Annotated in this window: 23 protein-coding genes and 1 pseudogene; 8 read left to right on the top strand and 16 right to left on the bottom strand. The window is 72.0% G+C overall.

Features of this window, described 5'->3' with window-relative positions:
• Positions 1–3 precede the first annotated feature (3 nt).
• Positions 4–1527, bottom strand: a complete 1524-nt coding sequence (locus OG230_RS03735) for an MFS transporter (RefSeq protein WP_328908682.1) — start codon at positions 1525–1527, stop codon at positions 4–6.
• Between the two features lie 86 nt (positions 1528–1613).
• Between OG230_RS03735 and OG230_RS03730 the strand changes: the two genes are divergently transcribed.
• Together OG230_RS03730 and OG230_RS03725 are read left to right on the top strand one after the other, a co-directional pair.
• Positions 1614–2015 carry a MarR family winged helix-turn-helix transcriptional regulator gene (locus OG230_RS03730; RefSeq protein ID WP_328908681.1) on the top strand — a complete coding sequence of 134 codons (402 nt, stop codon included), beginning with the start codon at positions 1614–1616 and terminating at the stop codon, positions 2013–2015.
• Between the two features lie 172 nt (positions 2016–2187).
• Positions 2188–3118 (top strand): annotated as a pseudogene (locus OG230_RS03725) (IS5 family transposase).
• 4 nt (positions 3119–3122) lie between these two features.
• Here the strand turns inward: OG230_RS03725 and OG230_RS03720 are convergent.
• From OG230_RS03720 to OG230_RS03710, 3 genes are read right to left on the bottom strand one after another with little or no spacing between them, the layout of a single operon-like run.
• On the bottom strand, positions 3123–3557 hold the full coding sequence (locus OG230_RS03720; RefSeq protein WP_328908680.1) for a hypothetical protein: 435 nt from the start codon (positions 3555–3557) through the stop codon (positions 3123–3125).
• Positions 3558–3605: 48 nt separating this feature from the next.
• Positions 3606–4355 (bottom strand): maleylpyruvate isomerase family mycothiol-dependent enzyme, encoded by a 750-nt coding sequence (locus OG230_RS03715; protein ID WP_328908679.1) that lies wholly within the window; start codon positions 4353–4355, stop codon positions 3606–3608.
• Between the two features lie 43 nt (positions 4356–4398).
• Positions 4399–5526 carry an MFS transporter gene (locus OG230_RS03710; protein WP_328911290.1) on the bottom strand — a complete coding sequence of 376 codons (1128 nt, stop codon included), beginning with the start codon at positions 5524–5526 and terminating at the stop codon, positions 4399–4401.
• A gap of 217 nt (positions 5527–5743) precedes the next feature.
• Between OG230_RS03710 and OG230_RS03705 the strand changes: the two genes are divergently transcribed.
• Positions 5744–6958, top strand: coding sequence for an ROK family protein (locus tag OG230_RS03705; protein ID WP_328908678.1), 1215 nt, complete (start codon positions 5744–5746; stop codon positions 6956–6958).
• A 184-nt stretch (positions 6959–7142) separates the two neighbouring features.
• Here OG230_RS03705 and OG230_RS03700 read toward each other — a convergent pair whose 3' ends face one another.
• Both OG230_RS03700 and OG230_RS03695 read right to left on the bottom strand, forming a co-directional pair.
• The gene (locus OG230_RS03700; RefSeq protein ID WP_328908677.1) at positions 7143–7724 is read right to left on the bottom strand and encodes a DUF4865 family protein; all 582 of its coding nucleotides are present in this window, start codon (positions 7722–7724) and stop codon (positions 7143–7145) included.
• Between the two features lie 10 nt (positions 7725–7734).
• Positions 7735–8304 carry a TetR/AcrR family transcriptional regulator gene (locus tag OG230_RS03695; RefSeq protein ID WP_328908676.1) on the bottom strand — a complete coding sequence of 190 codons (570 nt, stop codon included), beginning with the start codon at positions 8302–8304 and terminating at the stop codon, positions 7735–7737.
• Between the two features lie 246 nt (positions 8305–8550).
• On the opposite strand from OG230_RS03695, the gene OG230_RS03690 reads away from it, so the two are divergent.
• The 3 genes from OG230_RS03690 to OG230_RS03680 are packed head-to-tail and all read left to right on the top strand — an operon-like array spanning position 8551 to position 12187.
• Positions 8551–8838, top strand: coding sequence for an SHOCT domain-containing protein (locus tag OG230_RS03690; RefSeq protein WP_328908675.1), 288 nt, complete (start codon positions 8551–8553; stop codon positions 8836–8838).
• Entirely contained in the window at positions 8835–9620 is a 786-nt protein-coding gene (locus tag OG230_RS03685; protein WP_328908674.1) for an ABC transporter ATP-binding protein, read from the top strand. The genes OG230_RS03690 and OG230_RS03685 overlap by 4 nt, the downstream gene beginning before the upstream one ends.
• Positions 9617–12187, top strand: coding sequence for an ABC transporter permease (locus tag OG230_RS03680; protein ID WP_328908673.1), 2571 nt, complete (start codon positions 9617–9619; stop codon positions 12185–12187). The genes OG230_RS03685 and OG230_RS03680 overlap by 4 nt, the downstream gene beginning before the upstream one ends.
• Before the next feature lie 34 nt (positions 12188–12221).
• Here the strand turns inward: OG230_RS03680 and OG230_RS03675 are convergent, their stop codons facing one another.
• Together OG230_RS03675 and OG230_RS03670 are read right to left on the bottom strand one after the other, a co-directional pair.
• Complete coding sequence (locus tag OG230_RS03675) at positions 12222–12734, bottom strand: ATP-binding protein (RefSeq protein ID WP_328908672.1); 513 nt, start codon at positions 12732–12734, stop codon at positions 12222–12224.
• Positions 12735–12932: 198 nt separating this feature from the next.
• Positions 12933–13250, bottom strand: coding sequence for a hypothetical protein (locus OG230_RS03670; protein ID WP_328908671.1), 318 nt, complete (start codon positions 13248–13250; stop codon positions 12933–12935).
• Positions 13251–13434: 184 nt separating this feature from the next.
• Here OG230_RS03670 and OG230_RS03665 point away from each other — a divergent pair, with 184 nt between their 5' ends.
• Positions 13435–14568, top strand: a complete 1134-nt coding sequence (locus OG230_RS03665; protein WP_328908670.1) for a PLP-dependent cysteine synthase family protein — start codon at positions 13435–13437, stop codon at positions 14566–14568.
• A gap of 24 nt (positions 14569–14592) precedes the next feature.
• Here the strand turns inward: OG230_RS03665 and OG230_RS03660 are convergent, their stop codons facing one another.
• The 4 genes from OG230_RS03660 to OG230_RS03645 form a co-directional block, all read right to left on the bottom strand.
• Positions 14593–15072: an SRPBCC family protein gene (locus tag OG230_RS03660; protein ID WP_328908669.1), complete on the bottom strand. Its 480-nt coding sequence runs from the start codon at positions 15070–15072 to the stop codon at positions 14593–14595.
• A gap of 116 nt (positions 15073–15188) precedes the next feature.
• On the bottom strand, positions 15189–17222 hold the full coding sequence (locus OG230_RS03655; RefSeq protein ID WP_328908668.1) for a hypothetical protein: 2034 nt from the start codon (positions 17220–17222) through the stop codon (positions 15189–15191).
• 91 nt (positions 17223–17313) lie between these two features.
• Positions 17314–17766, bottom strand: coding sequence for an SRPBCC family protein (locus OG230_RS03650; RefSeq protein WP_328908667.1), 453 nt, complete (start codon positions 17764–17766; stop codon positions 17314–17316).
• Positions 17767–17825: 59 nt separating this feature from the next.
• The gene (locus OG230_RS03645) at positions 17826–18662 is read right to left on the bottom strand and encodes a DeoR/GlpR family DNA-binding transcription regulator (RefSeq protein ID WP_328908666.1); all 837 of its coding nucleotides are present in this window, start codon (positions 18660–18662) and stop codon (positions 17826–17828) included.
• Positions 18663–18898: 236 nt separating this feature from the next.
• Here OG230_RS03645 and OG230_RS03640 point away from each other — a divergent pair, with 236 nt between their 5' ends.
• Positions 18899–21304, top strand: coding sequence for a hypothetical protein (locus OG230_RS03640; protein WP_443051488.1), 2406 nt, complete (start codon positions 18899–18901; stop codon positions 21302–21304).
• Here the strand turns inward: OG230_RS03640 and OG230_RS03635 are convergent.
• The 4 genes from OG230_RS03635 to OG230_RS03620 all read right to left on the bottom strand — a co-directional run bounded on the left by OG230_RS03635 (position 21274) and on the right by OG230_RS03620 (position 26044).
• On the bottom strand, positions 21274–23712 hold the full coding sequence (locus OG230_RS03635) for a right-handed parallel beta-helix repeat-containing protein (protein WP_328908665.1): 2439 nt from the start codon (positions 23710–23712) through the stop codon (positions 21274–21276). The genes OG230_RS03640 and OG230_RS03635 overlap by 31 nt on opposite strands.
• A 224-nt stretch (positions 23713–23936) precedes the next feature.
• Entirely contained in the window at positions 23937–24554 is a 618-nt protein-coding gene (locus tag OG230_RS03630) for an Rv1733c family protein (protein ID WP_443051487.1), read from the bottom strand.
• 156 nt (positions 24555–24710) lie between these two features.
• Positions 24711–25559, bottom strand: coding sequence for an MOSC domain-containing protein (locus tag OG230_RS03625; protein ID WP_328908664.1), 849 nt, complete (start codon positions 25557–25559; stop codon positions 24711–24713).
• Positions 25560–25579: 20 nt separating this feature from the next.
• On the bottom strand, positions 25580–26044 hold the full coding sequence (locus OG230_RS03620) for a DUF6643 family protein (RefSeq protein WP_328908663.1): 465 nt from the start codon (positions 26042–26044) through the stop codon (positions 25580–25582).
• Positions 26045–26103: the final 59 nt, after the last annotated feature.

Below are 26103 nucleotides of genomic sequence, written 5' to 3'. Positions count from 1 at the left end.
GGATCAGTCCCGGACCTTCGCGGCTCCGGTGCCGACGGCCGGGCCCGCTGCGGCCGTTGTCGCCGCTGCCGCCGCGCGGTCCCCCTCGGACGAGGCGACGAGCACCGTGTGCTGTGCGGGGCGGTCCCGACGCAGGCCCGTCAGGGTGATCAGCAGTCCGGCGAGCGCGATGACGGTCACCACGACCAGGCCCGGCCGGAAGCTGTCGAGCACGGCCTGCGGCGAGCCGTCGCCGCTGCCGTCCGCGGTGATGGCGGCCGTCACGACGGCCAGGAAGATGGCACCGCCCACCTGGAAGGAGGTGTTGAGCAGTCCCGAGACCATGCCCTGCTCGTCGTCGTCGACTCCGTTGGTCGCCTGGATGTTGAGCGAGGGGAAGGCCACCGCGCAGGCCGCGCCGAGCAGCAGCATCGAGGGCAGGATGACGGCCGCATAGGACGGGGTGAGGCTGATGCGCAGGAAGAGCGCGTAGCCGACGACGAGGAAGGCGAAGCCGGCCGCGATCAGGCGCGGCGTGCCGAACCGGTCCACCACGGCGCCGATCTTCGTGGAGGAGAGGGCGACCAGTACGCCCGCGGGCAGGAAGGCCAGCGCGGTCTGCAGGGCGGACCAGCCGAGCAGCGACTGCATGTACTGGGTGACCAGGAACTGGAAGCCGACATAACTGCCGAAGAAGGCCGCCGCACCCAGCTGCGCCCGGATCTGGTTGCCGGAGCGCAGCACCCCGAGCCGGATCAGTGGGCTCGCCGTGCGCTGCTCGATCAGGACGAAGGTGGTGAGGAGGACGACCACGGCGAGGAAGGACAGCAGGGTGCGGGCGGAGGCCCAGCCCACCTCGGGGGCCTGGACGACGGTGAAGACCAGCAACAGCATGGAGGCCGTGCCGGTGACGGCGCCCGGCAGGTCGTAGCCACGGCTGGTGCGGTCGCGGTCGCTGTGCGGGATCAGTTTCAGGCCGGCCACCAGGGCCAGCAGGGCGATCGGCGCGGGCAGCAGCATCGTCCAGCGCCAGGAGAGCTGGGTGAGCAGGCCGGACAGGACGAGGCCCATGGAGAAACCGGTGGCCGCGCAGGTCGTGTAGATGGACAGGGCACGGTTGCGCTGTGTGCCCTCCTTGAAGGTCGTGGTGATGATCGAGAGACCGGCCGGCGCGGTGAACGCGGCGCTGAGTCCCTTGATGAAGCGGCTGGCGATGAGCAGCGGACCCGAATCGACGAGTCCACCGAGGAGCGAGGCGAGTGCGAACACGGCCAGGGCGATCAGGAAGACGCGGCGCCTGCCGAGCAGGTCGGCCGCACGGCCACCGAGAAGGAGCAGCCCTCCGTAGCCGAGGATGTAGCCGCTGACGATCCACTGAAGGCTTGAGGTGCCGAGACCGAGGTCGTCGGCGATGGACGGGAGGGCGACGCCGACCATGGAGACGTCGAGAGCATCCAGGAACATCGCGCCGCAGAGCACCAGCAAGGTGCCCCAGAGGCGCGGGCTCCAACGCTCTTGCGAATCGGGGACGTTGAGCGGAGAGGTCATGCGGAGACAGTACATGCACGTGCATTGAATGCAAGCGCATTTAATTCTCTTGCAACAAAGTGTGTCTCCTCTGCTAACGTGCGGTTATGGCAGGGAACAAGTCCGAGCGGGTACTCGTCGACGAGTGGCGCGACATCCTCGCGCTGCACGCGAGGACCCTGTGCGAGCTCGACCGCGCGCTGCACCGGCACGGTCTCGGTGCCAGTGACTTCGAGGTGCTGGACGTCCTCGCGGAGGGCGCTGCCGAGGACGGCGGCGCCGCGTACCGCGTACAGGAGATCGCCTCCAGGGTCCATCTCAGCCAGAGCGCGCTCTCGCGCCTCATCGCCCGGCTGGAGAAGGACGAGCTGGTCTGCCGGGGAATGTGCAGCGAGGACCGGCGCGGCGTGCGTGTCACGCTGACGGACAAGGGCCGGGCCGTGCACGCGGAGGCCCGGCCGCTGCAACGCTCGGTGCTCTCACGGATGTTGAACGGGCCGCAGGGCTGAACCCGGCGGCGGGGGGACGGGCGCCGCGGAGGCGCCCGTTGCGCATCAGGACGAGGGCCTCTCGTTTGGATCATGCCGGGCTCGCGGGGGTCCGGCCTGATCCAAACGAAAGACCCTAGGACTTGTCCGGCCGGTCATGTGACTACTCCGTGCCCGAGTCGTTCCTGTGGGCATGGGGCGGGGCGATCTGAGTGATGCCGAGTGGGAACGGCTGCAGCCGTTCCTGCCAGTCAGCAACGGGCGTTGTGGAAGGTGGCGGGATCACCGGCAGGTGATCGACGGGATCCTGCACCGGGTGCGGACCGGGGTGCAGTGGCGCGATCTGCCCGAACGGTTCGGTCCGTGGAAGACCGTCTATGAACGCCATCGCCTTTGGTCGGCCGACGGCACCTGGGAGCGTCTGCTCCAGCAGGTCCAGGCCGCGGCCGATGCCGTAGGCGAGATCGACTGGGGCATCTCGGTCGACTCCACCATCGTCCGTGCGCATCAGCAGGCGGCCGACGCCCGCACCGACCCACCGCCGGCCCCGGGATCAAAGGGGGCCTCAGGGATGGAACACCAGGTCGAGACGCCGTGGCAGAGCCTGGTCGCCCGCCGGGTGGAGGTGGTGCGGGAGGCGAGGGCCTGGGCTGCTCGCGGGGCGGGTTCACCAGCAAGCTCCACCTGAGCGCGGACGGCCGCTGCCGCCCACTGTCCCTGATCGTTACGCCAGGACAGCGGGCGGACTGGACCCAGTTCATGCCCGTCCTGGAGAAGATCCGCGTCCCCCGCGTCGGGCCGGGAAGTCCCCGCAGAAAGCCAGACAGCCTGGCGGCTGCAAGGCATACAGCAACAGGCCATGCCGCGATTACCTGCGAGGGCGGGGCATCCGGCACACCATCCCGGAGAAGGTCGACAGCCAGGCCGCCCGCCTGAGCAAAGGCTCACGTGGCGGACGGCCACCAGCCTTCGACGAGGAGCGGTACAAGAAGCGCAACACCGTCGAGCGTGCGATCAACCGCCTCAAACAGTCCCGAGCTGTCGCCACGCGCTACGACCAGCGCGGCTATGTCTTCCTCGGCACCGCCACCACGGCGTCCGTTGCAATCTGGCTCCGAACGTGAACTCCTACGCGACCCAGCAATAGACATTCTGGCCCTGGCGTTGGGCCCTGCTGACGAGATCGGCTACATCACTCAGGATCACTTCGGCGATCTCCGCGTCAATGGCCTCGCCGTCCTCCGCTCGCTGCAAGGACCAAGCGGCGGCGGCACCCTTCAACTCGGACCGCTCGGCCTCGGCGAGCGCTGCGGACAGACGAGGCGAGATCGCGAAGACGACACACCCATCATCGTGCTGGCCAGCGATGAGACGAGGCTCGTCAGCTTCGACGAGGCCGTCGAAGCTGACGCCGACAAACAGGCACTCCCACTCGATCACAGCCTCTTCGGGATCGAAGTTACCGAAAGAGAGCGACTCGAATGCGCGTCGCGGCCCGGTCTGAAGAACCAGAGCTGCTGACGCGTCATCCGGAGCCGTGAAGAACTCGACGATGGTGCTCATCCCGGCATCATGCCGGACCGCCCATGACCATGGTCGGCCGGACAGCTCCTAGTTGATCCCGGAGTTCTCCGCCCACAGCAGGGCCGGTCCGCGATCGCCGGTGAGCGTGACCGCCGACAGCGGCAGACGGTTCCAGAGTGCGAGGTACAGCTGCTCGGCCGTTCCGCTCAACTCGCAGTCGACGGGCTCCTGTTCCGAGGAGGTCCCGCCGCGTACGGCCTGCGGGGGGCCGGCCGACAGGCGTACGGTCCACGCCGCGTCCGCGTCCGTGACGCGCACCCGCAGGGTGCGTGGCGTGTCGGTCCGCACTCGGCTCTTCGGCCGGGCGTGGAAGCCGGTGACCAGTTCGTCGATCCCGTCGAGGGCCAGGGCGTGCGGGACGGGGGAGAGCGGCCCGCCGCGTGCCGACTCGGCGTCCACCCGGTGAATCGTGGTCTCGTGGGCCTGTCGTCGTGCCCAGAACGCCAGCGGGGACGGTGCGGGCAGGAAGGTCCAGCAGTCGAGGTCGTCGGGCGCGGCCTTCAGCGCGTCGGTCAGCCGGCCGTGGCCCTCGCGGAACCAGGCGAGCAACTCGGCCCCGTCCAGATCGGGTTCACCGCCGTCCGGGTGGTACTCCGTGTGGCCTTCGGCCACGAACGCGGTAGCCCAGCGGTGCACCATGCCGGTGTGGCGGAGCAGGTTGCGGACCTGCCAGCCGGGGCAGGTCGGCACCGTTGCACCGGGTCCAGCCTCCTCGGCCGCAGATGCCAGTGAACGGCCTTGTTCGGAAACTGAGTTGATGTGCTCGACGATCTCCATGTCGTGATTCTGCCAGGGGCCGGACCGTGGGTCCGGCCCGATGTCACGCGTGCGTGGCGTTGCGTGCGCCGTACCCCAGCACCGCCGCGGCAGCGGCCAGGAGCGCCACCGTCGTCAGCGCCACCGGCAGGGAGAACCAGTCGGCCAGGAAGCCGATGGCGGGCGGGCCCAGGAGCATTCCGCCGTAGCCGAGCGTCGACGCGGCTGCCACTCCGCTCGGACCGGCGAGCTCTCCGGCCCGGCCGACCGCGACGGGGAAGATGTTGGCCAGTCCGAGACCGGTCACGGCGAAGCCGGCGAGAGCGAGCCAGGCCGTCGGTGCGAGCGCTCCGAGCAGCATGCCCGCCGCTGCCGTCGCGCCGCCCAGGGCGAGCGTCCGGGTCTGGCCCAGTCGTTCCAGCAGCGCCGTGCCGGTGAGCCGGCCGATGGTCATCGTCAGGGCGAACAGGGAGTATCCGGCTGCGGCGAGGCCGGGTGTGGCCTTGAGGTCCTGCTCCAGGTGCAGGGCGCCCCAGTCGGCCAGCGCGCCTTCGCCGTACGCGGTGCAGAGCGCGATCACTCCGAAGAGGAGCACGAACCGGCGGGCCCGCCCGGACATCCGCCGCGGGGCGGCGGATGCGGACGGCCCGCTGGGGGCAGGGGCCGCCGAGGCGCCCTTGTGGCGCAGCAGCGTCGGTCCCGCCGCCGCGGTGACCAACAGACCGACGCAGGTGAGCACCGTCAGATGCGTGGCGGCGGAGAGGCGTTCCGCGACCAGTCCGCCGAGGCCGGCGCCGATCATGCCGCCGAGGCTGAACGCGGCGTGGAAGCTGGGCATCACGGGGCGGCGGAGGGCGGCGACCAGATCGACGGCGGCGCTGTTCATCGCCACGTTCATGCCGCCGTACGCGGCGCCGAACACCAGCAGTACGAGCCCGAGGGCGAGCGGCGAGTGGGTCCGGGCGGGCAGCGCGATGCTCAGGGGGAGCAGGACGCCGCAGATCACGGTGACGGAGTGACTTCCGTAGCGCCGGCAGAGCCTGCCCGTGAGCATCATGGTGATCACGGCGCCGGCGGAGACGCCCAGCAGGGCGAGCCCGAGGGTGGAGGCCGTGGCGCCGGTCTGGTGCTTGATGGCCGGGATACGCACCACCCAGCCGGCGAAGAGGAAGCCGTCGAGGGCGAAGAATATGGTCAGGGCGGTACGGAGTCGGGCCGACGAGGGTGGGGCGGTGTCTCCGCCAGATCCCCCCGGTAGGGCCGTCCGCAGTTTGTTTAGTTGCGGCACAAACTCAGCATAGGGGTGCCCGGACAGTGGATGCAAGACGGCCGCCCGTCATGGCCCACGGCAGGCACCGCACGGCACCTGGGCGTCGGCAGAGGCTCCGGATCATGGGAGACTCGCCCCCATGAACGGCAAGGCGACCACTACCCGGACAAAGTTGGAGCGGGGCCGCAGCGCGCTCGGACCCGCGCTCGAACTGGTCCACACCGGACGCGCGCCCACGCGCGCCGTACTGACCTCGGAACTCGGCGTCACGCGCGCCACGGCCGGCGCGGTCGCCGCGGAGCTGGAGGCGCTCGGGCTCATCCGCGTCGACTCCAGCCCCGGCTCCGCAGCCGGTTCGCAGGGCCGCCCCTCGCACCGGCTCGCCGTCAGCGAGACCGGCCCGGTGGCCCTCGCCGCCCAGGTCCACGCCGACGGGTTCCGTGCCGCGCTGGTCGGACTCGGCGGCCGGATCGTCGCCACCGCACCCGGATGCGTCGCCGTCATGGCCGACCCCGCCCAGGTCCTCGGCGAGGTCGTCGCCGCGGGCGCACGGCTGCTGCACGACAGCGGACTGCGCTGCGTCGGCGCAGGACTCGCCGTCCCCTCCGCCGTCGCGGAACCGGAGGGCACCGCCCTCAATCCGCTGCACATCGCCTGGCCCGCCGGCTCGCCCGTCCGCGAGATCTTTGCCGACTGCGTCCGCGAGACGGGCATCACCGGTCCCGCGTTCACCGGGAACGACGTCAACCTGGCCGCCCTCGCCGAACACCGGCACGGCGCCGGACGTGGCGCCCAGCACCTGCTCTGTGTCGCCACCGGACACCGTGGTGTGGGCGGCGCACTGGTTCTCGACGGGCGTCTGCACAGCGGCAGTTCCGGGCTCGCCCTGGAGGTCGGACACCTCACGGTGAACGCCGAGGGGCGCCCCTGTCACTGCGGTGGCCGCGGCTGCCTGGACGTCGAAACCGACCCGCTCGCCTTCCTCACCACCGCCCGCCGGGAACCGGGGCCGGAGGAGTCGCTGCTCAAGCAGGCCGGTGATCTGCTGCGTACCGAGTACGAGGACGCGGCCGTACGCAACGCAGCCGAGGAGCTGATCGACCGGCTCGGCCTGGGACTCGCCGGCCTGGTCAACATCCTCAACCCGGACCGCATCATCCTCGGCGGACTCCACCGCGACCTCCTCGACGCCGACCCGGAGCGGCTCCGAGCGGTGGTCGCCGACCGCAGCCTGTGGGGGCGCAGCGGCAGTGTGCCGATCCTGCCGTGCACCCTGGCCCACAACAGTCTGGTGGGCGCGGCCGAACTCGCCTGGCAGCCCGTGCTCGACGACCCGCTCGCCGCGCTCGCCTGACCTGGCTCGGACGGGGGGTGGTCCGCCGCGCCTGCCCCGAATGGGGCGGCGGACCGTACACGAACGCGCGTGCCGGATTGCCGGTCGGCACGGTGTCCGGCGGCCCCTTCCCGAGAACGTGCTCCAGCCGGGGCGCCCCCCAGCTACCCGGCGGGGAAAGCGCCGAGCGCCCTCCGGACCGTGCTCACCACTGCCTGCCCCTGTCCAGCCGGTCCCGCTCCGGTTCGGACAGGTGCAGTACCTCGAACCGGTCACCCGCCACCTCGGGCGCCTCCTGCTCCCAGAGGCTGAGGTGAAGCAGTTCCCAGCGTGCCGGGTCCAGGGCCAGCGCCGTGGCGACCGCCCCCGGCAGGGTGGCCTGCCGCAGCGACTCCTCCGCCGCGGCGGGGATCGCTGCCCCGGGGTCGGCCGTCTCCGGGAGCTGCTCGCGACGGCGCACGGCGGTACGGGGGCGTGCGGAGGCCGCGCGTCCCTCCGCGTACGAGAGACCCGCCCAGTGCCGCACCGCGGGCCTTCCGAAGTCGTTGACGACGCCCTGGAATCCGGGCCCCAGGAGGAAGGCGTTCATGCCTTCGGGGGCGGACCAGAGATAGAGCGGGGCGTACTGGTTGACCGGCGAGTGCTCGCCCCGTTGGCGCATCAGATACGCCTTGAGGCCGAGACCGGGGAATGCGTCGAGAAGGTGCCCCTTCATGGCGACGCGTTCGCGGATGATCCCCATGTCATAGTCGGCGGGAAGGGTGATCTCGTACTGCATGGCGTGCACGGAGCGCTCCTCAGGCGGCGGGGTGACGAGACGTGAGCAGGGAGAGCAGACCGGCGACGGCCGCGTCGAACGCGACGGGGGAGCCCGAGGCGCGTGCGAGCACGTAGCCGCCCTGGACGGTCGCGACCAGCGCCGCCGCGATCTCCTCCGGGACGATGCCCGGCGCGAACTCGCCCTGGTCCACGCCCTCCTGGACGAGCTCGGCGAGTCTTCCCCGGAGCCAGGCGAGGGTCTCGTCGACGGGCGCGCGCAGTTCGTCGCCGGCCATGACCTCCGGGTCCATCGTCAGCCGTCCCACCGGGCAGCCCCTCAACACGTCCCGCTCGCGCAGCAGATACGCGGAGATCCGCTCCCGCGCCGTGCCGGGCGCGTCGAGCAACTCTCCTGCCTCCTTGCGGAGTTGGGCGGTGGTGCGCAGGATTGCCGCGCGCGCCAGACCGGGCTTGCCCGCGAAGTGGTGGTACATGCTGCCCTGGCCGGCGCCGGCCCGCTGCTGGATGGCCTTGGGGCTCGTCCCCACGTAGCCGCGCTCCCACAGCAGCTCCTGGGTGGCTTCGATCAGACGGTCCGGAGTGCTCATGCGAGCACTGTACATACCAGTAGGTACAGAATCCATCGAGGCATGACCACCGCGGCGGATCAAGGCGTGAGCACCTCGGGAATCGAGGCGTGAGCGCCGTGGGGAGCAGGCCCCGCGCCCCCGCGTACTCCCGCGGGGGTACGCGCAGTGCCGCTGGCCGTACGACGACTCGGCCCCCTTGTCGCGACAGGCTCGTAAGCGACAGAAGAACGCGAGCCACGACCTCTGACGAGGGAGCTGACCGAGATGAACACCCTGGCGCACTCCGGCGGACCCGGACCCTGGATCCTCCTCTTCCCGATCATCTGGGCGGCCGTCGTCATCGGCGGTGTGACCCTCCTGCGCCGCACCGTCCTGCGCGGACGCCGGGCCCCCTGGCAGGCCCGCAAGGGCGAGGGCGGCCCCGGTGTCTCCTCGCCCATCGCGCTCCTCGGCCGGCGCTTCGCCGCAGGGGAGATCGACGAGGAGGAGTACTGGCGCCGGCTCTCCGTCCTGGACGAGCAGTTCGGCCGCACGAAGGACGGTGCGGCATGACCGCCACCGCCCGCACCGCACCCTCCGCGGCCACCACAGCTGCTCAGGTCGTCGACGCCGTGAAGGTCTACGGCTCCGGGGACACCGAGGTCAGGGCCCTGGACGGGGTGAGCATCGGCTTTCCGCCCGGCCGCTTCACCGCGATCATGGGGCCCTCCGGCTCGGGCAAATCGACTCTGATGCACTGCGCCGCCGGCCTCGACACGCTCACGTCCGGCTCCGCCTTCGTCGGCGGCACCGATCTGGGCACGCTCGACGACCGCAGGCTCACCCTCCTGCGGCGGCAGCGCATCGGGTTCGTCTTCCAGTCCTTCAATCTCCTCCCGACCCTCACCGTCGCCGAGAACATCACGCTGCCGATGGACCTCGCGGGGGAGCGGGGCGACCGTGAGTGGCTCGACGCCCTAATCGACACCGTCGGGCTGCGCGACCGGCTGCACCACCGGCCGAGCGAACTCTCCGGCGGCCAGCAGCAACGCGTGGCCGTGGCCAGGGCGTTCGCGGGCAGCCCCGATGTCGTCTTCGCCGACGAACCGACCGGCAACCTCGACTCCCGCGCGGGCGACGAGGTCCTGCGGCTCCTGGGCCGAACGGTCCGCGAGACCTCCCGCACCGTCGTCATGGTCACCCACGACCCGGTCGCCGCCGCCCACGCCGACGAGGTCGTCTTCCTCGCGGACGGGCGGCTCGTCGACCGGATGCAGGAGCCCACGGCGGAGCGCGTACTCGACCGTCTCAAGGCATTCGACGCGCCGTCGGGCAGGGCGGGGGTGTCGTCGTGACCCGTACCCGCGCCTCCGTGCGCCTCAGCCTCTCCTCGCTCCGCGCCCGCAAACGGCGCTTCGCCGGGACGTTCACCGCCGTCCTGCTCGGAGTGGCCTTCCTCGCCGGAACCCTCGTCATGGGCGACACCCTGCGCGCCGGCTTCGACAGCATGTTCGGCACCGCGGCCAGTGGTACGGACGCGGTCGTGCGCAGCGCCGACGTGGTCACCGTCGAGGGCGAGACCCAGGGCACCCGGCGCCCCGTGAGCACCGGCCTGGTGCGGCAGATCGAGCGGATCCCCGGGGTCGCCGCCGCGGCTCCCCGCATCGAGGGCGCCGGCCAGCTCATCGGCTCCGACGGCGAACCCATCGGCGGTCAGGGGCCGCCCACCGTCGCGGGGAACTGGATCGACGACCCCGAACTCAACCCCTACCGGCTCGCCGAGGGACGCGCGCCCTCGGCGCCCGGCGAGGTCGTCGTCAACCGCGGCACCGCCGACAGGGGCGGGCTGAGGATCGGCGACACGACCGTACTGCGCACCCCCGAACCCGTACGCGTCACCGTCGTCGGACTGGCCACCTTCGGCGGCGAGGACGGCATGGCCCAGGTGACCTACACCGGCATGACGCAGGCCGACGCCGAGAAGTACCTCATGCCCGGGCCCGGCGAGGCGGCGAGCATCCAGGTGCGGGCCGGCCCCGGGACCGATCAGCGGGAACTCGTCGCCGCGCTCCGCCCCGTCCTGCCCGACGGTGTGGAGGCCATCACCGGACAGGCGTCCGCCACCGAGAACCAGGACATGATCTCCGGTGCCTTCCTGAGCCTGTTCACCACACTGCTCCTGGTGTTCTCCGGGATCGTGCTGCTCGTCGCGACGTTCTCCATCCACAACACCTTCGCGATCGTCGTCGCCCAGCGCACCCGCGAGAACGCGCTGCTGCGCGCACTGGGCGCCTCCCGCCGCCAGATCGTCGGCTCGACCCTCGCCGAGGCCACCGTCGTCGGGATCGTCGCGTCGGCGGCCGGTCTGGTCGGCGGTATCGCGATGGCCGCGGGACTCCAGGCCCTGTTCCCCGCCGTCGGATTCCCGTTCCCCGAAGGCGCGCTGGTCATCAGCGGGCTCTCCATGCTCCTGCCCCTGGGCGTCGGCATCCTCGTCTGCCTCGGCTCCGCCCTCGTGCCCGCCCTCCGCGCCGGCCGCATCGCCCCGCTCGCCGCCCTGCGCGAGACCGCGGTCGACGACTCCGCGGCCTCCCGGAAGCGGGTCGTCGCCGGCGGTGCGCTGCTCGCCGTCGCGGTCGCCGTCACCCTGACCGGCGTCCTCGTCACCCCGTCCGTTTGGCTGTCGGGCACGGGAGCCGTCCTCGTACTGGTCTCCTTCGTGGTGCTCGGTCCGGTCGCCTCCTCGTACGCCGTACGTGTCATCGGCGCGCCGCTCGACCGGCTGCGCGGCGTCACGGGCGCGCTGGCCAAGCGCAACGCGCTGCGCAGCCCGAAGCGCACATCGGCCACCGCCACGGCACTGATGACCGGGGTCGCCGTTGTCTCCCTCTTCACCGTCTTCGGCGCCTCGCTGAAGGCGACCATGGACGAGACCGTGGATCGGTCCTTCGCCGGAGACGTGGCGATCAGTGCGCCCGCGTTCGGTGCCGGAGGCAGCGGGCTCAGTCCGGAGCTCGCGCCCGCCGTGGACCGGTTGCCCGAGGTCCGCACCGCGGTCGGCCTCGGCAAGGGAGTCGCGGAGGTCGACGGCGCGGGGCGCGCCCTCACCGTCACCGACCCGGCCGCCCTCGCCGAAGTCCTGGACCTCGGAGCGGTCGACGGGTCCCTGGACGCGCTCGGAACGGACGGCATCGCACTGTCGGACACGGAGGCCGACAAGCGCGGCCTGCGCACCGGCTCCACCACCCGGCTCACGTTCGCCGACGGCACCCGGCAGACCTTCACGGTCCGCGCCGTCTTCGAACAGTCCGAGCTCGCCGGTGACTACGTCGTCACCCGCGCGGCCTGGGCGCCGCACCGGGCGCAGGACTCCGACTCCCTGATTGCCGTGGCCTTCGAGGACGGTGTGGGCGCCGACGAGGGAAAGGCCGCCGTTGAGCGGACCGCGGCGGCCCACGGCAGTCCGGAGGTCCAGACCCGCGAGGAGTACGCGCAGTCCTCGGCCGGAGGCATCGACATGATGCTCACGCTGATCTACGCCCTGCTGGCGCTCGCCGTGCTGATCGCACTCCTGGGCATCGCCAACACCCTCACCCTGGCCATCCACGAACGGACCAGGGAACTGGGCCTGCTGAGGGCCGTCGGACAGACCAGGAACCAGCTACGGGCCATGGTCCGCTGGGAATCCGTCCTGGTCGCCGCGTTCGGAACGGCGGGCGGCCTGCTGCTCGGCACCTTCCTAGGCTGGGTCCTCGTCGAGGCGTCCGAAGGCTCGGGCGACACCGCCTTCGCCTTCGCCCCGGCACCGGGCAGGCTGCTGGTCGTCGGTCTGGTGGGGCTCGCCGCCGGCGCGCTGGCCGGATGGCGGCCCGCCCGGCGCGCCGCACGCCTCGACGTACTGCGTGCCGTCGCCACCGAGTAGTGCGGGCGCACGCGGTGCGCCCGCCCCCGTCCGGTCAGCCGACGACGGCCGACCGGGCGGGTACGTGTGCCGCCGGTTCCAACGGCACGTAGGCGAATGGCCCGTCGGTGGTCGACCCGTACACCGCGAGCGGCGGCAGGGTGGACACGGGACAGGGTGCGGGGAGGGTGAACCAGACGACCTTGCCCGCCCCGTCGGCCGACCGCACGCCCCAGCTCTCGCTGACGGCGGCGATCAGTGCAAGTCCGCGGCCCGATGTGGAGTCCGAGTCGGCGTTGCCCATGGTGGGCAGCCGCGGGTCGTGGTCGTGGACGGAGACCGTCAGCCGGTCGAGCAGCAGCTCGATCTCGACGGTGCACGCCTTGTCCGGCTGGGCATGCCGGTGGACGTTGGTCAGTAGTTCGGTGACGCCGAGCGCTGCATGGTCGATCAGAGGATCGAGATGCCAGTAGCGCAGTTGCGCCGAGATTATTCTGCGGACCTGACCGATCCGCGACGGCAGGGCATGGAGCTCCACCGCGCAGTGCCTGCTTGGCTCGCTGATCACGGCTGCGACTCCCCGAAATAGGTCCGGAAGAAGACGAAGGAACGGATCCAGCAGATGGCTGGCTGCTGTCTCTGGTCTGTTTGTCGCGCTCCGGCGGAGACTGGATCACAGTGTCACCGCCGGTGCACCATCAGTGACGTGGGTCCAGAGTGACCCAGGCGGTCGCGCTCCGCAACTCGCGGTGTCCGGCCGTCACCGTCAGCGGCTGGCGGCCCCCGCGCTGCGCAGTACGTCGAGAAGGCGCCGGGCGGGCGCCGCCCCGTCGTGCCTGCGGCTCCGTTGCCCCATCGTCAGCCGGTAGCGCACCCCGTTGAGCCGCGCGATCGCCGAGTCCGCCGCCGGAAACCACCCCCTGCCCACCCGGACCGCCCCCACCGGAGCGCTGTCGATCTCCCTGCCGTTGCTCGTCAGAAGAGCCACGCGGCCGTCCTTGACGACGACGCAGCCGGCCTTCGTGAGCGAGCGGGCCCACCGTTCGATCCTGACCCCGCTCGCGCTGAACTCCGGTTCCCGCACGGCGAATCGCCCCCTTCGTGACTGTTCTCCTCCTGTGCAGTCTGCCCGGCTCCGGCCGTCGGCACCAGGTGTCGGCCGGTCAGCACCAAGGCAGGGCTATGGAGCATCAAAGTCAACGTTTGTGCAGGTGGGGGGAATATCGTGGGGGTCGGCGAGTACCGGTGACACGAGGAGGAATGCGCTGATGGACACCAGTGGGCACAGACGTGACGGTGGGGCTGCGGCGACCGTGGACATCGACCGTACCGACCCGGAGTACCGGGCCTGGCTGAAGGAAGCCGTACGCAAGGTCCAGGCCGACGCCAACCGCTCGGCCGACACCCACCTCCTGCGCTTCCCGCTGCCCGAACAGTGGGGCATCGACCTCTACCTCAAGGACGAGTCGACGCATCCCACCGGCAGCCTCAAGCACCGGCTCGCCCGTTCGCTGTTCCTCTACGGGCTCTGCAACGGCTGGATCCGCAGGGGCAAACCGGTCATCGAGGCGTCCAGCGGCTCGACCGCCGTGTCGGAGGCGTACTTCGCGAAGCTGATCGGCGTGCCGTTCATCGCGGTGATGCCGCGCACCACCAGCCCCGAGAAGTGCCGGCTGATCGAATTCCACGGCGGACAGTGCCACTTCGTCGACGACTCCCGGAAGATGTACGAGGAGTCCGCGGCACTCGCGGCGGAGACCGGCGGCCACTACATGGACCAGTTCACCTACGCGGAGCGGGCCACGGACTGGCGCGGCAACAACAACATCGCGGAGTCCATCTACCAGCAGCTCAGGCTGGAGAGGTACCCGGAGCCCGCCTGGATCGTCGCCACGGCGGGGACGGGCGGCACCTCGGCGACGATCGCGCGCTACGTCCACTACATGCAGCACGACACCCGCATCTGTGTGCCCGACCCCGAGAACTCCTGTTTCTTCGACGGCTGGACCCACCACAACCCGCTGGCCACCAGCGACTGCGGCTCCCGCATCGAGGGCATCGGCAGGCCCCGGATGGAACCCAGCTTCCTGCCCGGCGCCATCGACCGGATGATGAAGGTGCCGGACGCGGCCAGCATCGCCGCGGTACGCGCGCTGGAACGCGCCATCGGCCGCAAGGCGGGCGGATCGACGGGTACGGGGCTCTGGAGCGCCTTCAAGCTGGTCGCCGAGATGGTGGAACAGGGCAGCACCGGCAGCATCGTGACGCTGATCTGCGACCCGGGCGACCGCTACCTCGACAAGTACTACTCCGACAGCTGGCTCAGTGGTCAGGGCCTGGACATCGCCCCGTACACCGAGACCATCGACCACTTCCTGGCCACCGGGCACTGGCCCGCCTGAGCCTTCTGTCAGGACGGGGCCGGATCAGGCGGCGGTCCCGGCCAGCCGCCGCCCGAGCCTGTCCACGGCGCCGCGGAAGGCCCGGCCGAGCCCTGCCCGCCCCAGGCGCACCCCGAACCGGAACAGCGCGCCCCCGTCCGTGGCGAACGTCCACTGCACCCGCGTCCCGGTCCCGGCCGGAGTGAGCCGCCACTCCTCCAACAAGGCCGACACGCCAGGGGCGTTGGTCTCGTCCACCCGGTACGCGTACCGCTCGCCCGGTTCCTTCGCGAGGACCGTCTCACGGAACACGGTGCCGCCCTTGAGCCGGACCTCCCGGCCCGCGCCCCCGTCGACGGGCCGGGCCCGCGTCACCGAGGTGAACCAGCCCGGCCAGGATTCCACCTCCTCGGCGAGCGCCCGGTACACCACGTCCGGAGGCGCGGACACCTCGGAGGCGAAGACCAGGCGCAGCGGGGCGGAATCGACGAAGTCGAGTCCTACGGAGCGGAGTCGGCGTGCCATGAACGCACCTCCGGTGCTGTCGGCAGGGCGGAACCGCGCACACGATAGCGGCCCGGCCGCCAGATGTCCGCCACGGTGCGCCTGTGGGATGTCCGCGAAGTCCCGCCCGGCTCCTCTCATCGAACCGCGGCCAGCGTTCCACCCGTCCGCAGCCGGGCCGTCAGGCCGACCGACGCGTTCCGCGGAGCCCGTACCGCGAGCGTCGTCCCGTTCGCGGTGCCGCGTGCCGCGCCGCTCGCCTCGATCCGGCTCACCGCCCGGCTCCCCGCCGCGAGGACGTACCAGCGGCCCGACGGGGCCTTCCAGTGCGTGCCCGCCAGGATGTGCTGCCCGAACCTGCTGCACAGTGCCGTGTCGTCGCGGTCGGCGACCACCGCAGCGGGTGCCGTGCGCGAGGGGCCGGGCTGGACGAACTGCACCAGCACACGGCCGGGCCCCCGCCAGGTGTCCGCCCTGGTGCACAGCCAGCCCGCCGAAGCGCGGGTCTCCGGAAGGGTCTGCTCGGCGAACTCCCAGTTGTTGACCGCCTGTACGCCGCTGCCGCGTACCGCCCGCAGCGAACACGCCGTACGTGCCCAGCTCAGCAGCGCGGGAGCACCGGTCGCCTCGCGCGGCTGACGCGGCGGCGCCCCCTCGGCCGGACGAGGCGTGTAGGTGAGGTGTGCCGGAGCCAGATCGCCGAGATCCGTGAGGAGGAAGGCGTGCTTCTCCACGATGCGCTCCGAGGACCGCAGTTGGAGCGCCGGCCAGGTGTCGCAGGCGCCGCTCGGCGCGGGACGCGGCACGGCGGCCGTCACCCCGTCCCGGCCGACGACCAGCGCGCGGGCCGGGACGTCCGGTGCCAGCAGGTCGCGCGTGGAGCTCTCCGCGATCCACGGAGCCAGCAGGAACCTCGCCCCGTCGCCTCCGCGGCTGACCACCACGGCGGCTCCCGTCGTCACACCTGCGTCGTCCGTCCGTGCGAAGTCCAAGGCCGGCTCACCCCGTCCCGACAGCGGTTCCGCGTACCGCACGAGACGTACGCCGCCGTCGTGGAGGAGCACCACGGCCGCACCGTCCACCTCGCCCGCGTACAGCAGCCGGGGCGGCTGTACGGGCGGTGCCGCGACCGTGCCCGGGGTGGTGGAGACCGTGGCGGTACGCGCCGTCAGCCCCCAGACGCGCAGGGCCCGGCCCAGCAGCTCACGGTCGTCGGTACGGTCACCGCGGGCGGGCCACGCGGTGAAGTCGACGCGCGAGGTGTCCGCCCACACCTCCGGCGCCGTCCGCAGCAGGCCCGCGGGGTCGAGCGCCGGGGCGGACGCCGCCTGCCCCGCCGGCCCGCCGTCCACGACACCCGTGGAGCCGTCCCGGACCACCACGACGAGCGCGCCTGCGGCCACGCACAGGGCGGCGGCTGCCGCCACGGCCCGCAGCCGGTGCCTGCGCCGCAGCAGATCACTCGGTCGTGTCTGCACCGTGCAGGGATCGAACTCGCCGGAACGCAGCAGGACTTCGGATGCCGCGCGGTCGGGTGCCATCAGCCGCCCCGCCGCGCGCACCGCGAGCGCCGGATCGGTGGCGCCCGCCTGCCCCAGCAGCGCACGGACCTCCGCCTCGGACAGGGCTTCCAGCGTCTGGAGGGCGAACGCCGCCCGCACGGTGCCCGGCACCTGGGAGAGCGCCCGGTCCAGCACCAGTTCCTCGACGCCGCCGGCCCGGGGGAAGAGCCGCAGGCCCCAGACGACCGGGGCCGTCGGACGCAGCGCGGCCGGCGCCGGGAGCCGGGCGGGCCACCAGCGGGGCCGCTGCTCGTACGACAGCGCGGTACGGATCACCCGCAGCCGCATCCAGACGTACGCGGGGGATGCCGGCTGCCGGTCCGCGCCCCCTGCCGGTATGGCGCCCCGGGTCTGCGCCGGAACCCGCGAGAGAACGGGAACGGCAGGCTGCTCGGGGCTCGTTCGGGGACCGGGCAGTGCCCGTTGCACCGTCCCGTGCGCGGCGAGCACCCGCCGGTGCCGGCCGAGCGACGGCGGAAGGACGAGATAGGCGAGCCGGACGAGACGCGGATAGTGCTCCACGAGCGCGGCCTCGGCCTGCTGCACTCCGGAATGCGCGCTGCCGCCCTCGGAAAGGTGCTGCGGTTGCTGCGGGTGGTGGATCGGCATGAATTCGGTGCCCTCTGAGCCGTAGGCGAAAACCGTCACACCGACAAACGAGTCAATGATGTGACGGTCACACCGCCCCCTGCGAGAGGGCCTAAGGGTGGTGGACCGGCACCTCGTCCAGCAGCCTGTCGAGCACCCGGGTGAAGGCCCGGCGGCCCGCGGAGGCGACCAGCGGATCGCCCCAGCGCGGCAGCAGACGGACGCGCAGCTCCTCCACCCACACCACATGGGAACCCGAACCCGTCGGGTAGACGTCGATCGCCGCGCGCCCCAGAACCACCGAACCGCGCTTCTCCAACTGGCAGAGGCCCGCCCGCCCGGCGGCGGGCGGTGTCCACCTGACCACTTCCATCGGGTCGTCGAAGGCCAGCGGACCCAGGCCGGTCCGGGCCACGAAGACCGTGCCGATCCGGGTGGGCAGACCGGTGGGGACGGTCACCGAGGTGAGGGGGACGAACGCGCCGTGCCGCTCCCAGTCGGTCACCCGGCGCCATGCCTCGGCGGCGGGGAGGGGAGTGAAACGCTCGATCCGGAAGACGGCCACAGCAAGATCCTAGGACGTCCCGGGCCCGCCGCCAGCTGAGCGGAACCTCCGGACACTCCCTAGAGGACCGCGTCGGCGGAGCCGCCCGCCACCACCAGGCCCGGCAGGTGCTCCTCGATCTCGGCGCGTGAACCGGCCGACAGCCCGGCGTCGGTGACGAAGGTGTCCACCTCGTCGAGTCCGGCGAACGAACTCAGGCCCACCGTGCCCCACTTGGTGTGGTCCGCGACCACGACGACCCGGCGCGCGGCGCGCACGAAACGACGGTTCGTCTCGGCCTCCGCCAGATTCGGGGTCGACAGCCCGGCCTCGACCGAGATGCCGTGCACCCCGAGGAACAGCACATCGAAGTGGAGCGAAGCGATCGCCCGGTCGGCGACGGGGCCGACGAGGGAATCGGAAGGCGTACGCACGCCACCGGTCAGCACGACCGTGGCGGCGCCCGTCCGGGAACCGCCCGCCGCCGCCGTGCGCTGCGCACCGTGGAACACGTCGGCGACCCGCACCGAGTTCGTCACGACCGTCAGATCGGGTACGTCCAGGAGCTGCTGGGCCAGCGCGTACGTGGTCGTCCCGCCGGACAGGGCGATCGCACTGCCGGGCGCGGCCATGGCCGCGGCGGCCCGCGCGATGTCTTCCTTGGCGCTCAGCTCCAGCGCCGACTTGGCCTCGAAACCGGGCTCGTGCGTGCTCGTCTCGACCAGCGGAACCGCGCCGCCGTGCACCTTCTCGATGACACCCTGACGGGCCAGCGCATCCAGATCCCGACGGATCGTCATGTCGGAGACATTCAGCCTGCGGGTCAGTTCGTTGACCCTGACCCCGCCACGCTTGCGCACCTCGTCGAGGATCAGGGCACGCCGCTGCTCCGCGAGCAGATTCTGATTCTCGCTCAACGCCGGGTCCGGTCCTTCCCTCTGGTCGTACGGTCCCGCAGCGGCTGCCGGACGTACTCATCCTGCCACGCACCCCCTTCGGCCGCGTCACTGGGGAGATTCCGTGAGATCGGCGCCACGAGCGGCTCCGGTCCGCGATTCTGGTGACCTCGCACCGCCCCGCGCGGTCCCCGTCCCTTCCCCGTCCCTCCTCCGTCGGTCCACGGGCCGCGCGGCCCAGAGAGCGAGTCATCGAATTGCCCCCTGCCATCCCGCCCCCGCAGAGCACCGGGGCCGCGCTGGAACTCCTGGTCCACGGTGTCGGCGGAACCACTCCCGAGGCGATGCTGCGCGACCCCCGCACGACCCGCGTCACCGGTGACGCCACGGCGGCCATCTACCGGCGTACCGAGGACATCGCCGCCGAGCAGGACCCGGAACGCCACCGCGACGAACCCGTCGCGGAGGCGTACTGCTGGTCCAACCTCACGTCGGGCAACGGCTCCCGCGCCCTCTGGCTGCTCCTGCTGCCCTTCATGGTGGTGAACCTCGCCCACTGGATGCGGCCCAGCGCCCCCGGCCGTACCCGGGCGATCCGCCTGTACGGGCTGCTCGTGCGCCTGGTCGCCCTCAGCCTCACCGTGCTCCTCACCGCAGCAGCCTGCGAAGTCGCCCTCGACCTGGCGGCCTGGCAGTGCGCGGGCACACCGGAGTGCTCAGGGCGCCGCTCCTGGCTGGGGTTCCTCTCGACGGCCCAGGGCGGCTGGTGGTCGCAGCCCGGCCGGCGGCTCGTGGTGGCCGCGCTCGTGCCCGCCGCCCTGGTCGGACTGCTCTGGTACCTGTCCAACCGGACCTGGAGCGCCTACGAGTCGCAGCGCCCCCTCTCCGGAGCCGAACCGGAGGAGGACCGCACGGCAACGGAACCGACGGAGGCGGACACGCCGGGGCAGGAGCCGGCTCCGGCGGGAACCGCCGTCCCGCCGGTCGTCCGCCCCGCGCTCGGCCGGCCCGGCTTCTGGTACGGACGCCGGCTCGTCGCCCGTCTGCGCGCAGCCCACACCGCCGCCGGATTCCTCACCGTCGCCGCCTCCGTGGGGGGCGCCGCCGCCCGGCACGACCGGGCCGGCGGCAGTCCCGTGTCCGGCACCCTCGGCGGCCTGTTCGAGGCGGCTCTCGTGGCGTGCGGCCTCGTCGTCGTCCTCGTGGTCTGCCGCCGTGGCCGCAGCGAACGCCGCGTCGACAACAGAATCGACCGGGCCGTCGTCACCTTCCTGCCCGCCACCGCCCTCGCCCTGCTCCTCGTCGCCGCGGTGTACGCCTCCTGGTCGCGCCCCGGCTGGGTGTCCGACGGCGTCCTCCCCGGCGAGGTCACCTTCCGGGTCCTCGCCATCGGCCAGGGCGCCCTGGTCGTCGCTCTCGCCGCCGTCGCCCTGAGCCTCTACGCCCGCAACCCCGAACCCCGCACCTCCCTGCACGGACTGGGCGGACCCGCGGTGGCGATGCTCGCCTGCGCACTCGGCGGCGTCATGACCGGCGGGGTCGCCCAGCGCGTCGCCGACTGGCTCGACGGCTCCGGCACCCCTGGCATGGGCCGCGGATCCGTCATCGAGGGCCCGCCCGTCCTGCTGAGCTGGCAGGCGTCCGTCATCCCCGTCCTGCTCCTGCTCCTGCTCGTCCCGGTCCTCGCCCTGATCGTCCGCACCGTGCGCAACGCCCGCCGCACGGGCCCCGCCGTCGAGGCGGAGTACGGGGAGAAGCGGCCCGACCCCGAACGGACCCGGCGGATCGCCAGGACCCGCGCCACCGCCGCGCTCACCGACTCCGCACCCCGGCTCCTCGGCGCTCTTTCCGGCGCCACCCTCCTGCTCGGCGCGGGAGCGGTCGCCGGGTCCTGGGCCACCGGACAGGTGCCCGGTCTGGCCATGGACGGAGCCAGCCCCGTCATCGAATCGATGGCCGAAGCGGCGCAGTCGACCGGCTCCTGGATGATCGGCGTCGGCTTCATCCTCTTCGTCACCTGGGGACGGCGCGCCTACCGCGACGTCTCCGCCAGGCGCACCATCGGCATCCTATGGGACGTCGGTACGTTCTGGCCGCGCGCCGCCCACCCCTTCGCCCCGCCCTGTTACGCCGAGCGGGCCGTTCCCGACCTGTCCTCCCGGATGTCCGCCTGGACCGGACGCACCCGCGGCCGGCTCGTCATCTCGGGCCACTCCCAGGGCAGCGTCCTGGCCGCGTCCGCGGTCTGGCAACTCCCCGACGCGACCCGGCGAAGGGTCGCACTGCTCACCTACGGCTCGCCGATCGAGCGGCTGTACGGACGCTGGTTCCCCGCGTACTTCGGCCCCGTGGCCCTGGAGGGGCTGCACCGCTCCGTGCACTGCTGGCGCAACCTGTGGCGCGCCACCGACCCGATCGGCGGCCCCGTGCGTATCGAGGAGGGCGCGAGGCAGGAGGTCGACCGGGGGCCGTTGAAGGACCCGCTGGTCTACGGCCGTACCGCCGAACTCCCGCTGCCCGAACCGATCCTGGGGCACTCCGACTACCAGGCGGACCCCGTTTTCGCGCAGGAGCGCGCCGCCCTTCTCCAACAGCTCGACGCGGTCCTGCCCCGGCAGGCGGATGCGGAGGTTCAGGGCAGCTCGGGAAGGTCCTCCGGATAGAGCAGGGTGAGGTCGTCCGTGCTCGTCTCGGCGAGCTGGGCGACCCTCCCCGCGTGCCGCTCCACCATCGACTCGAAGGTCTGGCGGGCCGTGCGGCCGTTACCGAAGGCGGGACCCTTGGGCAGCTCGGTGAAGTACTTGAGCAGCGCCTCCCCGGTTCCGTCCGCCAGGCTGTACTCGTGCTCGTCCGCCTGCTGCTCGACGATGCGCAGCAGCTCTTCGGGCAGGTAGTCGCTGAAGGTGATGGTCCGTGAGAAACGGGACGCCACACCGGGGTTGACGGTGAGGAACCGCTCCATCTCGTGGGTGTAGCCGGCGACGATCACCACCACCGCGTCCCGGTGGTCCTCCATGAGCTTCACCAGCGTGTCGATCGCCTCGCGGCCGAAGTCCCGGCCGGAGTCCTCCGGCGACAGGGCGTACGCCTCGTCGACGAAGAGGACCCCGCCACGCGCCCGGTCGAACGCCTCCTGGGTCCTGATGGCGGTGGAGCCGATGTGCTCGCCGACGAGGTCCACCCGGGACACCTCGACCAGGTGGCCGCGCTCCAGCACCCCGAGGGAGGCCAGGATCTCGCCGTACAGCCGCGCCACCGTCGTCTTGCCCGTACCGGGGGAGCCGGTGAAGACGAGGTGGCGGCGGACCGAGGCCGCCTTGAGCCCGGCCTCCCTGCGGCGCCTGCCGACCTCGATCATGTCGGTGAGGGCCCGCACCTCGCGCTTGACGCTGTCGAGGCCCACCAGCGCGTCCAGTTCACCGAGGACGGCCCCGGAGTCGCGTACCGGTTCGGCCGGAGCCTCCGGGGCGGGGTCGGCGGCGTGCACGCGCTGGTCGGGCATCGCGCTGAGCAGCCCCGGCGTCGACTGGGTCGCCGTCAGGACCGCGGGAGGGGGAGTACCGGCGCCACGGAGGGCGCTCTCGTCGCTCGTGCAGTCCTCCGCCACCGGACCCGCTCCGGACCCGTCGGCCTGGGACAGGCCGCCCTCGGCGAATTCGTAGCCGCCCCGGGCGCACCGTTCCGTCCGGCAGCGCCTGAGGGTGGTGCGGCAGCCGTCCATGACGTGGAAGCCGTAGCCCTCGCTCCCGGTGACCCGGCAGCTGTCGAAGGTGCCACGCCCCTCGGCGGAGACGTAGAAACCGGCCTCGGCGGGCGAGGTGACGGTGCAGCGCTCGATGGTGGGGTCGGCGCCCTTGGTGACGATGACCCCGGTCTGCGCGGCGTCGATCGTGCAGTTGTTCAGCGTGCCGCCGCTGCCGTGGTCGCGGAACCAGGCGCCCGTGGACGCCTCGCGGATGCGGCAGTCGTCCAGCTGCGCCGTCGCTCCGTCGCTCACGGAGACGGCGGTGTTGCGGATCTGCGAGAGGTCGCTGTCCACCACGTCGGCGCGAGAGCCCCGGTCGAGGACGAAGAGGGCGTCGGGCACGTCGTGGACGCGGCACGAATCGAGTATCACGGTCGCACCGTCGCTGACCCAGACCGCCGGGTAGTCGCCCGTGCTGTCGTGGATCTCGCACTGGTTGGCGTCCACCCGCGTGCCCGGGTCCCAGACCGACAGTCCGTTGCGGCCGAACCTGCGCACGGTGGAACGGGTCAGCGTGAGGACCGAACGGGACCTCAGATCCACCGCGTTCTCGGGGATGTCGTGAATGTCGCAGTCGGCGAGGGTGAGGACCGCGTCGGTGTCCAGCGTGATGCCGTCCGCGGCGGTGCGGTGCACGGTGCAGTCGGTGAGATGGGCGGTGCCGCGGGCCGTGACCTGGACCCCGCTGCCCTTGACCTCGTACACCTCGCAGCCCACGGCCTCCAGGGAACTGCCCTCGCCGGTCACGCTCAGCCCGGCGCCCGACGTGTGGTGGACGCGGCAGCGCTCCAGCCGGGGACGCGCGCCGTCGCGGACGGACACACCGGACTGCCCGGCCGAGACGATCTCGCACTCCTCGAACACCCCGCCCGCCCCGTCGAGCACGGCGATGCCGACCCCGGCCGGATTGTCGACGGTGCAGCGGCGCACGGAGGGCCTGGCGGCACCCCGCACCTCCATCCCGGCGGCCGACCTCGTCACGATCCGAAGATCCGAGAGCTCCGGAGTGCCCTCTTCGACGAGCACGGCGGGAGCCGCGGAGTCCTGGCCCTCCACATGAAGATCCTGGATGACGGCGGAGGCCCGCACGGTCAGGGGTACGCCGTCGATCGGCGCGATCCGCACGGAACCGACGGACCCTTCGGGGCCGCGCAGCGTCACCGCGCGGTGGACCACAAGATTCTCCCGGTACGTCCCGGGGGCGATGGTGAGCACATCGCCCTCGGCCGCGGCCTCCAGGGCTGCGGTGAGCGAAGCGTATTCACCCGTGCGGCGCCGCCATCGCGATGTGCCGGTGTGCGTCACCTGGACCGTGCCCTGTGCCATGGCGCTGCTGTGCCCCCACCTCGTGCTGTGTGCGCTGCCTCGTGCCTGTCCGCATCCCGTGCGATGCCGGAGCCGCCGGCCTTCCGGCAGCGCTGAGTCCGGGTCCGCCTGCCGAGGAGTCGGGCGGGCCGGTCCACCGTAGCGCGCGCGACGGGCGGGAGTTGACGAGTCGGCTGCTCATCAGCCCCACGGGGTCGGGCCGGAGGCCGCCCGGAACCCTTTCGTCAGCTGCCCGTGCCGGTCCTGCCCCAGTCCGGACCGGCCTTGGCCCAGGCCCGGTCCCACTGGGCGTACCGCCGCAGCCGCAGCTGCCACACGATCACCCGGCGGGCCGCTTCGACCAGGCCGGCGGAGAGGAGGAACACACCGAATCCGGCCAGTGCCGCGTGGGTGTGCGCGGTGGGTGCGTCCATCGGGCGCAGGGCCGGCCTGCCTTGCTCGTCCGTCCAGATCCGCACCTGGGAGCCGGGACCCGTGACCTTGGACGTGGTCGTCACCCGTCCCGTTCGCACGGTGCCGTCGGGGGTCCGCCAGCGGGCCACCACCGAGGTCTGCGCGGCGCGCTCCGACGCCACTTCGGAATCGCCGACGAACTGGCCCGGCCGGTCCGCCCGGCGCACCACGACGGCCGTCGTGACATGGCGCTCGGCGTGCTGGGCCCGTACCGAACGCTGGAGCGCGTCGTCCGTGAGCGAACCGCACATCCAGCCGACCACCGGCGCGACCAGCAGCATCAGGAGCAGAGCGAGCAGGGCCACCCACGCCTCGAAGCGGTCGGTGGCACGGCGCAGCGGATTGTGCCGCCACCGCCAGACTCCCGGGACCGCTCGCACAGTCGCCACCCCCTTCCGTATCCGTGATAACCCGATACGGCAGGGTTCGCACCCCGGAGAGGCGAAGAGAGAGCAACCTCACGCTGCCCAACGTCCGGGCACTCCGGCAGAGTTCCCTGGAATCAGCCGCAGCCGGGCGGCAGCCGGCCGCCCGGTGGAGGCCTGTCAGTCGAGGATGCGGACAGGGTCCCCGACGCGGATCACTCCGGTCCCGTCGGGGATCAGATGCCGCCCGAAGACGAGGTCGTTCCCGATGCGGCGATGACGGGCGAGCGTCCGCAGGGGCTCCCTGCCGCGCTCCGCCGTCGCCTGGTCTGTGGTGGTGATGGCGCAGCGCCCGCAGGATTTCACCACGCGGAAGGTGACCTCACCGATGGCTATGCGCCGCCAGTCGTCCTCCACCCACGGGGCGGTGCCCGCCACGACGACATTCGGCCGGAACCGGTTCATCGGCAGAGGCCCCTCGTCAGGCCGTTCGCCCTGGGCGACGAGGGAGTTGAGGGCGTCCAGCGAGGCGAGAGTGGTGAGCAGCAGCGGAAACTCGTCGGCGAGGCTGACGGTCTCGCCCGGGCGCGCGTGCGCCGGATCCAGGAGTCTGCTGTGTTCGGGCGGAATGGGCCTGCGGTGCGCGGGCGCGTCGAGGTGGACGAGCCGGACCTCCGCCCCGAGGAACGCGCCGAGCCACTCATGGGCGGCCGTCGCCGCCTCCACGACCTCGATCTTCTGCTTGAACAGGTCAACGGCCACCGTGCGGCCCGCCGCGGGCACTTGCACGGTCAGCGGAGCGCTCCCCGGCGCCGACAGCTCGATCCCACCGCCCGGCAGGGGCTCGGCGGAGATCAGCGCCATGCGAGCCCGCTGGCGCTGGGTCACGGCCTTGTCCGCCGCGTCGACGAGCATCCAGCGGCGGTCGCCGTCGAGTCCCCATGGCTCGACGGCGGCCTCACTCCGCGCACACGCGGCCAGTGACTTGACCGGATGGATATGGACGGCCTGGAGCACGGGAAGATCCATGCGCCCATCCTGCCAGCCGGTCAGTATCCCCGGCCCTGGTACGGACGGTTGTACGGGTCCTCGTACGGAGACGGCACCGGGGCAGGCCGGGGCGAAGCGGGACGCATCGACTCGTAGCCCGTGCTCGGCGCGGGACGCTGCGGCTGGGGCTGCTGCTGATAACCGCGGGGCGATTGAGGCTGCTGCGGGATGTACGGCGCAGGGGCGTGCTGCAGCTGTGCGGGCTGCATCGGCGCCTGCTGGTACTGCTGAGGCGCAGACTGCGGGTACCCGTAGGACGGCTGGGACGGAGCCGCGGGAAGGGCCGGCAGCGCCGACGGCAGGGCCGGCAGATAACTGTTGCCGGTGTCGTAGGCGGCAGGCACTCGGATCGGCGCGATCTGAGGGGTGCCCCGCTCCGCGACCAAGGAGTCGTAGATCGGAGTGTCGGGGAACGACGGTGCGGCGTAGTAGCCGCCGCCGTAGGTGGAGCGGGGGGAGGTCATGGCACCTAAGTTAAGCCCACGATGTGCTGATTGGGGAGCCCCAATCTTGGGGTTATCCG

It is taken from the genome of Streptomyces sp. NBC_00234 (assembly GCF_036195325.1).
GTDB lineage: Bacteria > Actinomycetota > Actinomycetes > Streptomycetales > Streptomycetaceae > Streptomyces.
The sequence above is the reverse complement of the archived record's forward strand: the minus strand, read 5'-3'. Positions and strand labels throughout refer to the sequence as shown.

Excerpts from the sequence above, each read along its gene's own strand:
- OG230_RS03735 (WP_328908682.1), bottom strand. The coding sequence starts at position 1,527 with ATGACCTCTCCGCTCAACGTCCCCGATTCGCAAGAGCGTTGGAGCCCG.
- OG230_RS03730 (WP_328908681.1), top strand. The coding sequence starts at position 1,614 with ATGGCAGGGAACAAGTCCGAGCGGGTACTCGTCGACGAGTGGCGCGAC.
- OG230_RS03720 (WP_328908680.1), bottom strand. The coding sequence starts at position 3,557 with ATGAGCACCATCGTCGAGTTCTTCACGGCTCCGGATGACGCGTCAGCA.
- OG230_RS03715 (WP_328908679.1), bottom strand. The coding sequence starts at position 4,355 with ATGGAGATCGTCGAGCACATCAACTCAGTTTCCGAACAAGGCCGTTCA.
- OG230_RS03705 (WP_328908678.1), top strand. The coding sequence starts at position 5,744 with ATGAACGGCAAGGCGACCACTACCCGGACAAAGTTGGAGCGGGGCCGC.
- OG230_RS03695 (WP_328908676.1), bottom strand. The coding sequence starts at position 8,304 with ATGAGCACTCCGGACCGTCTGATCGAAGCCACCCAGGAGCTGCTGTGG.
- OG230_RS03690 (WP_328908675.1), top strand. The coding sequence starts at position 8,551 with ATGAACACCCTGGCGCACTCCGGCGGACCCGGACCCTGGATCCTCCTC.
- OG230_RS03685 (WP_328908674.1), top strand. The coding sequence starts at position 8,835 with ATGACCGCCACCGCCCGCACCGCACCCTCCGCGGCCACCACAGCTGCT.
- OG230_RS03665 (WP_328908670.1), top strand. The coding sequence starts at position 13,435 with ATGGACACCAGTGGGCACAGACGTGACGGTGGGGCTGCGGCGACCGTG.
- OG230_RS03660 (WP_328908669.1), bottom strand. The coding sequence starts at position 15,072 with ATGGCACGCCGACTCCGCTCCGTAGGACTCGACTTCGTCGATTCCGCC.
- OG230_RS03655 (WP_328908668.1), bottom strand. The coding sequence starts at position 17,222 with ATGCCGATCCACCACCCGCAGCAACCGCAGCACCTTTCCGAGGGCGGC.
- OG230_RS03635 (WP_328908665.1), bottom strand. The coding sequence starts at position 23,712 with ATGGCACAGGGCACGGTCCAGGTGACGCACACCGGCACATCGCGATGG.
- OG230_RS03625 (WP_328908664.1), bottom strand. The coding sequence starts at position 25,559 with ATGGATCTTCCCGTGCTCCAGGCCGTCCATATCCATCCGGTCAAGTCA.
- OG230_RS03620 (WP_328908663.1), bottom strand. The coding sequence starts at position 26,044 with ATGACCTCCCCCCGCTCCACCTACGGCGGCGGCTACTACGCCGCACCG.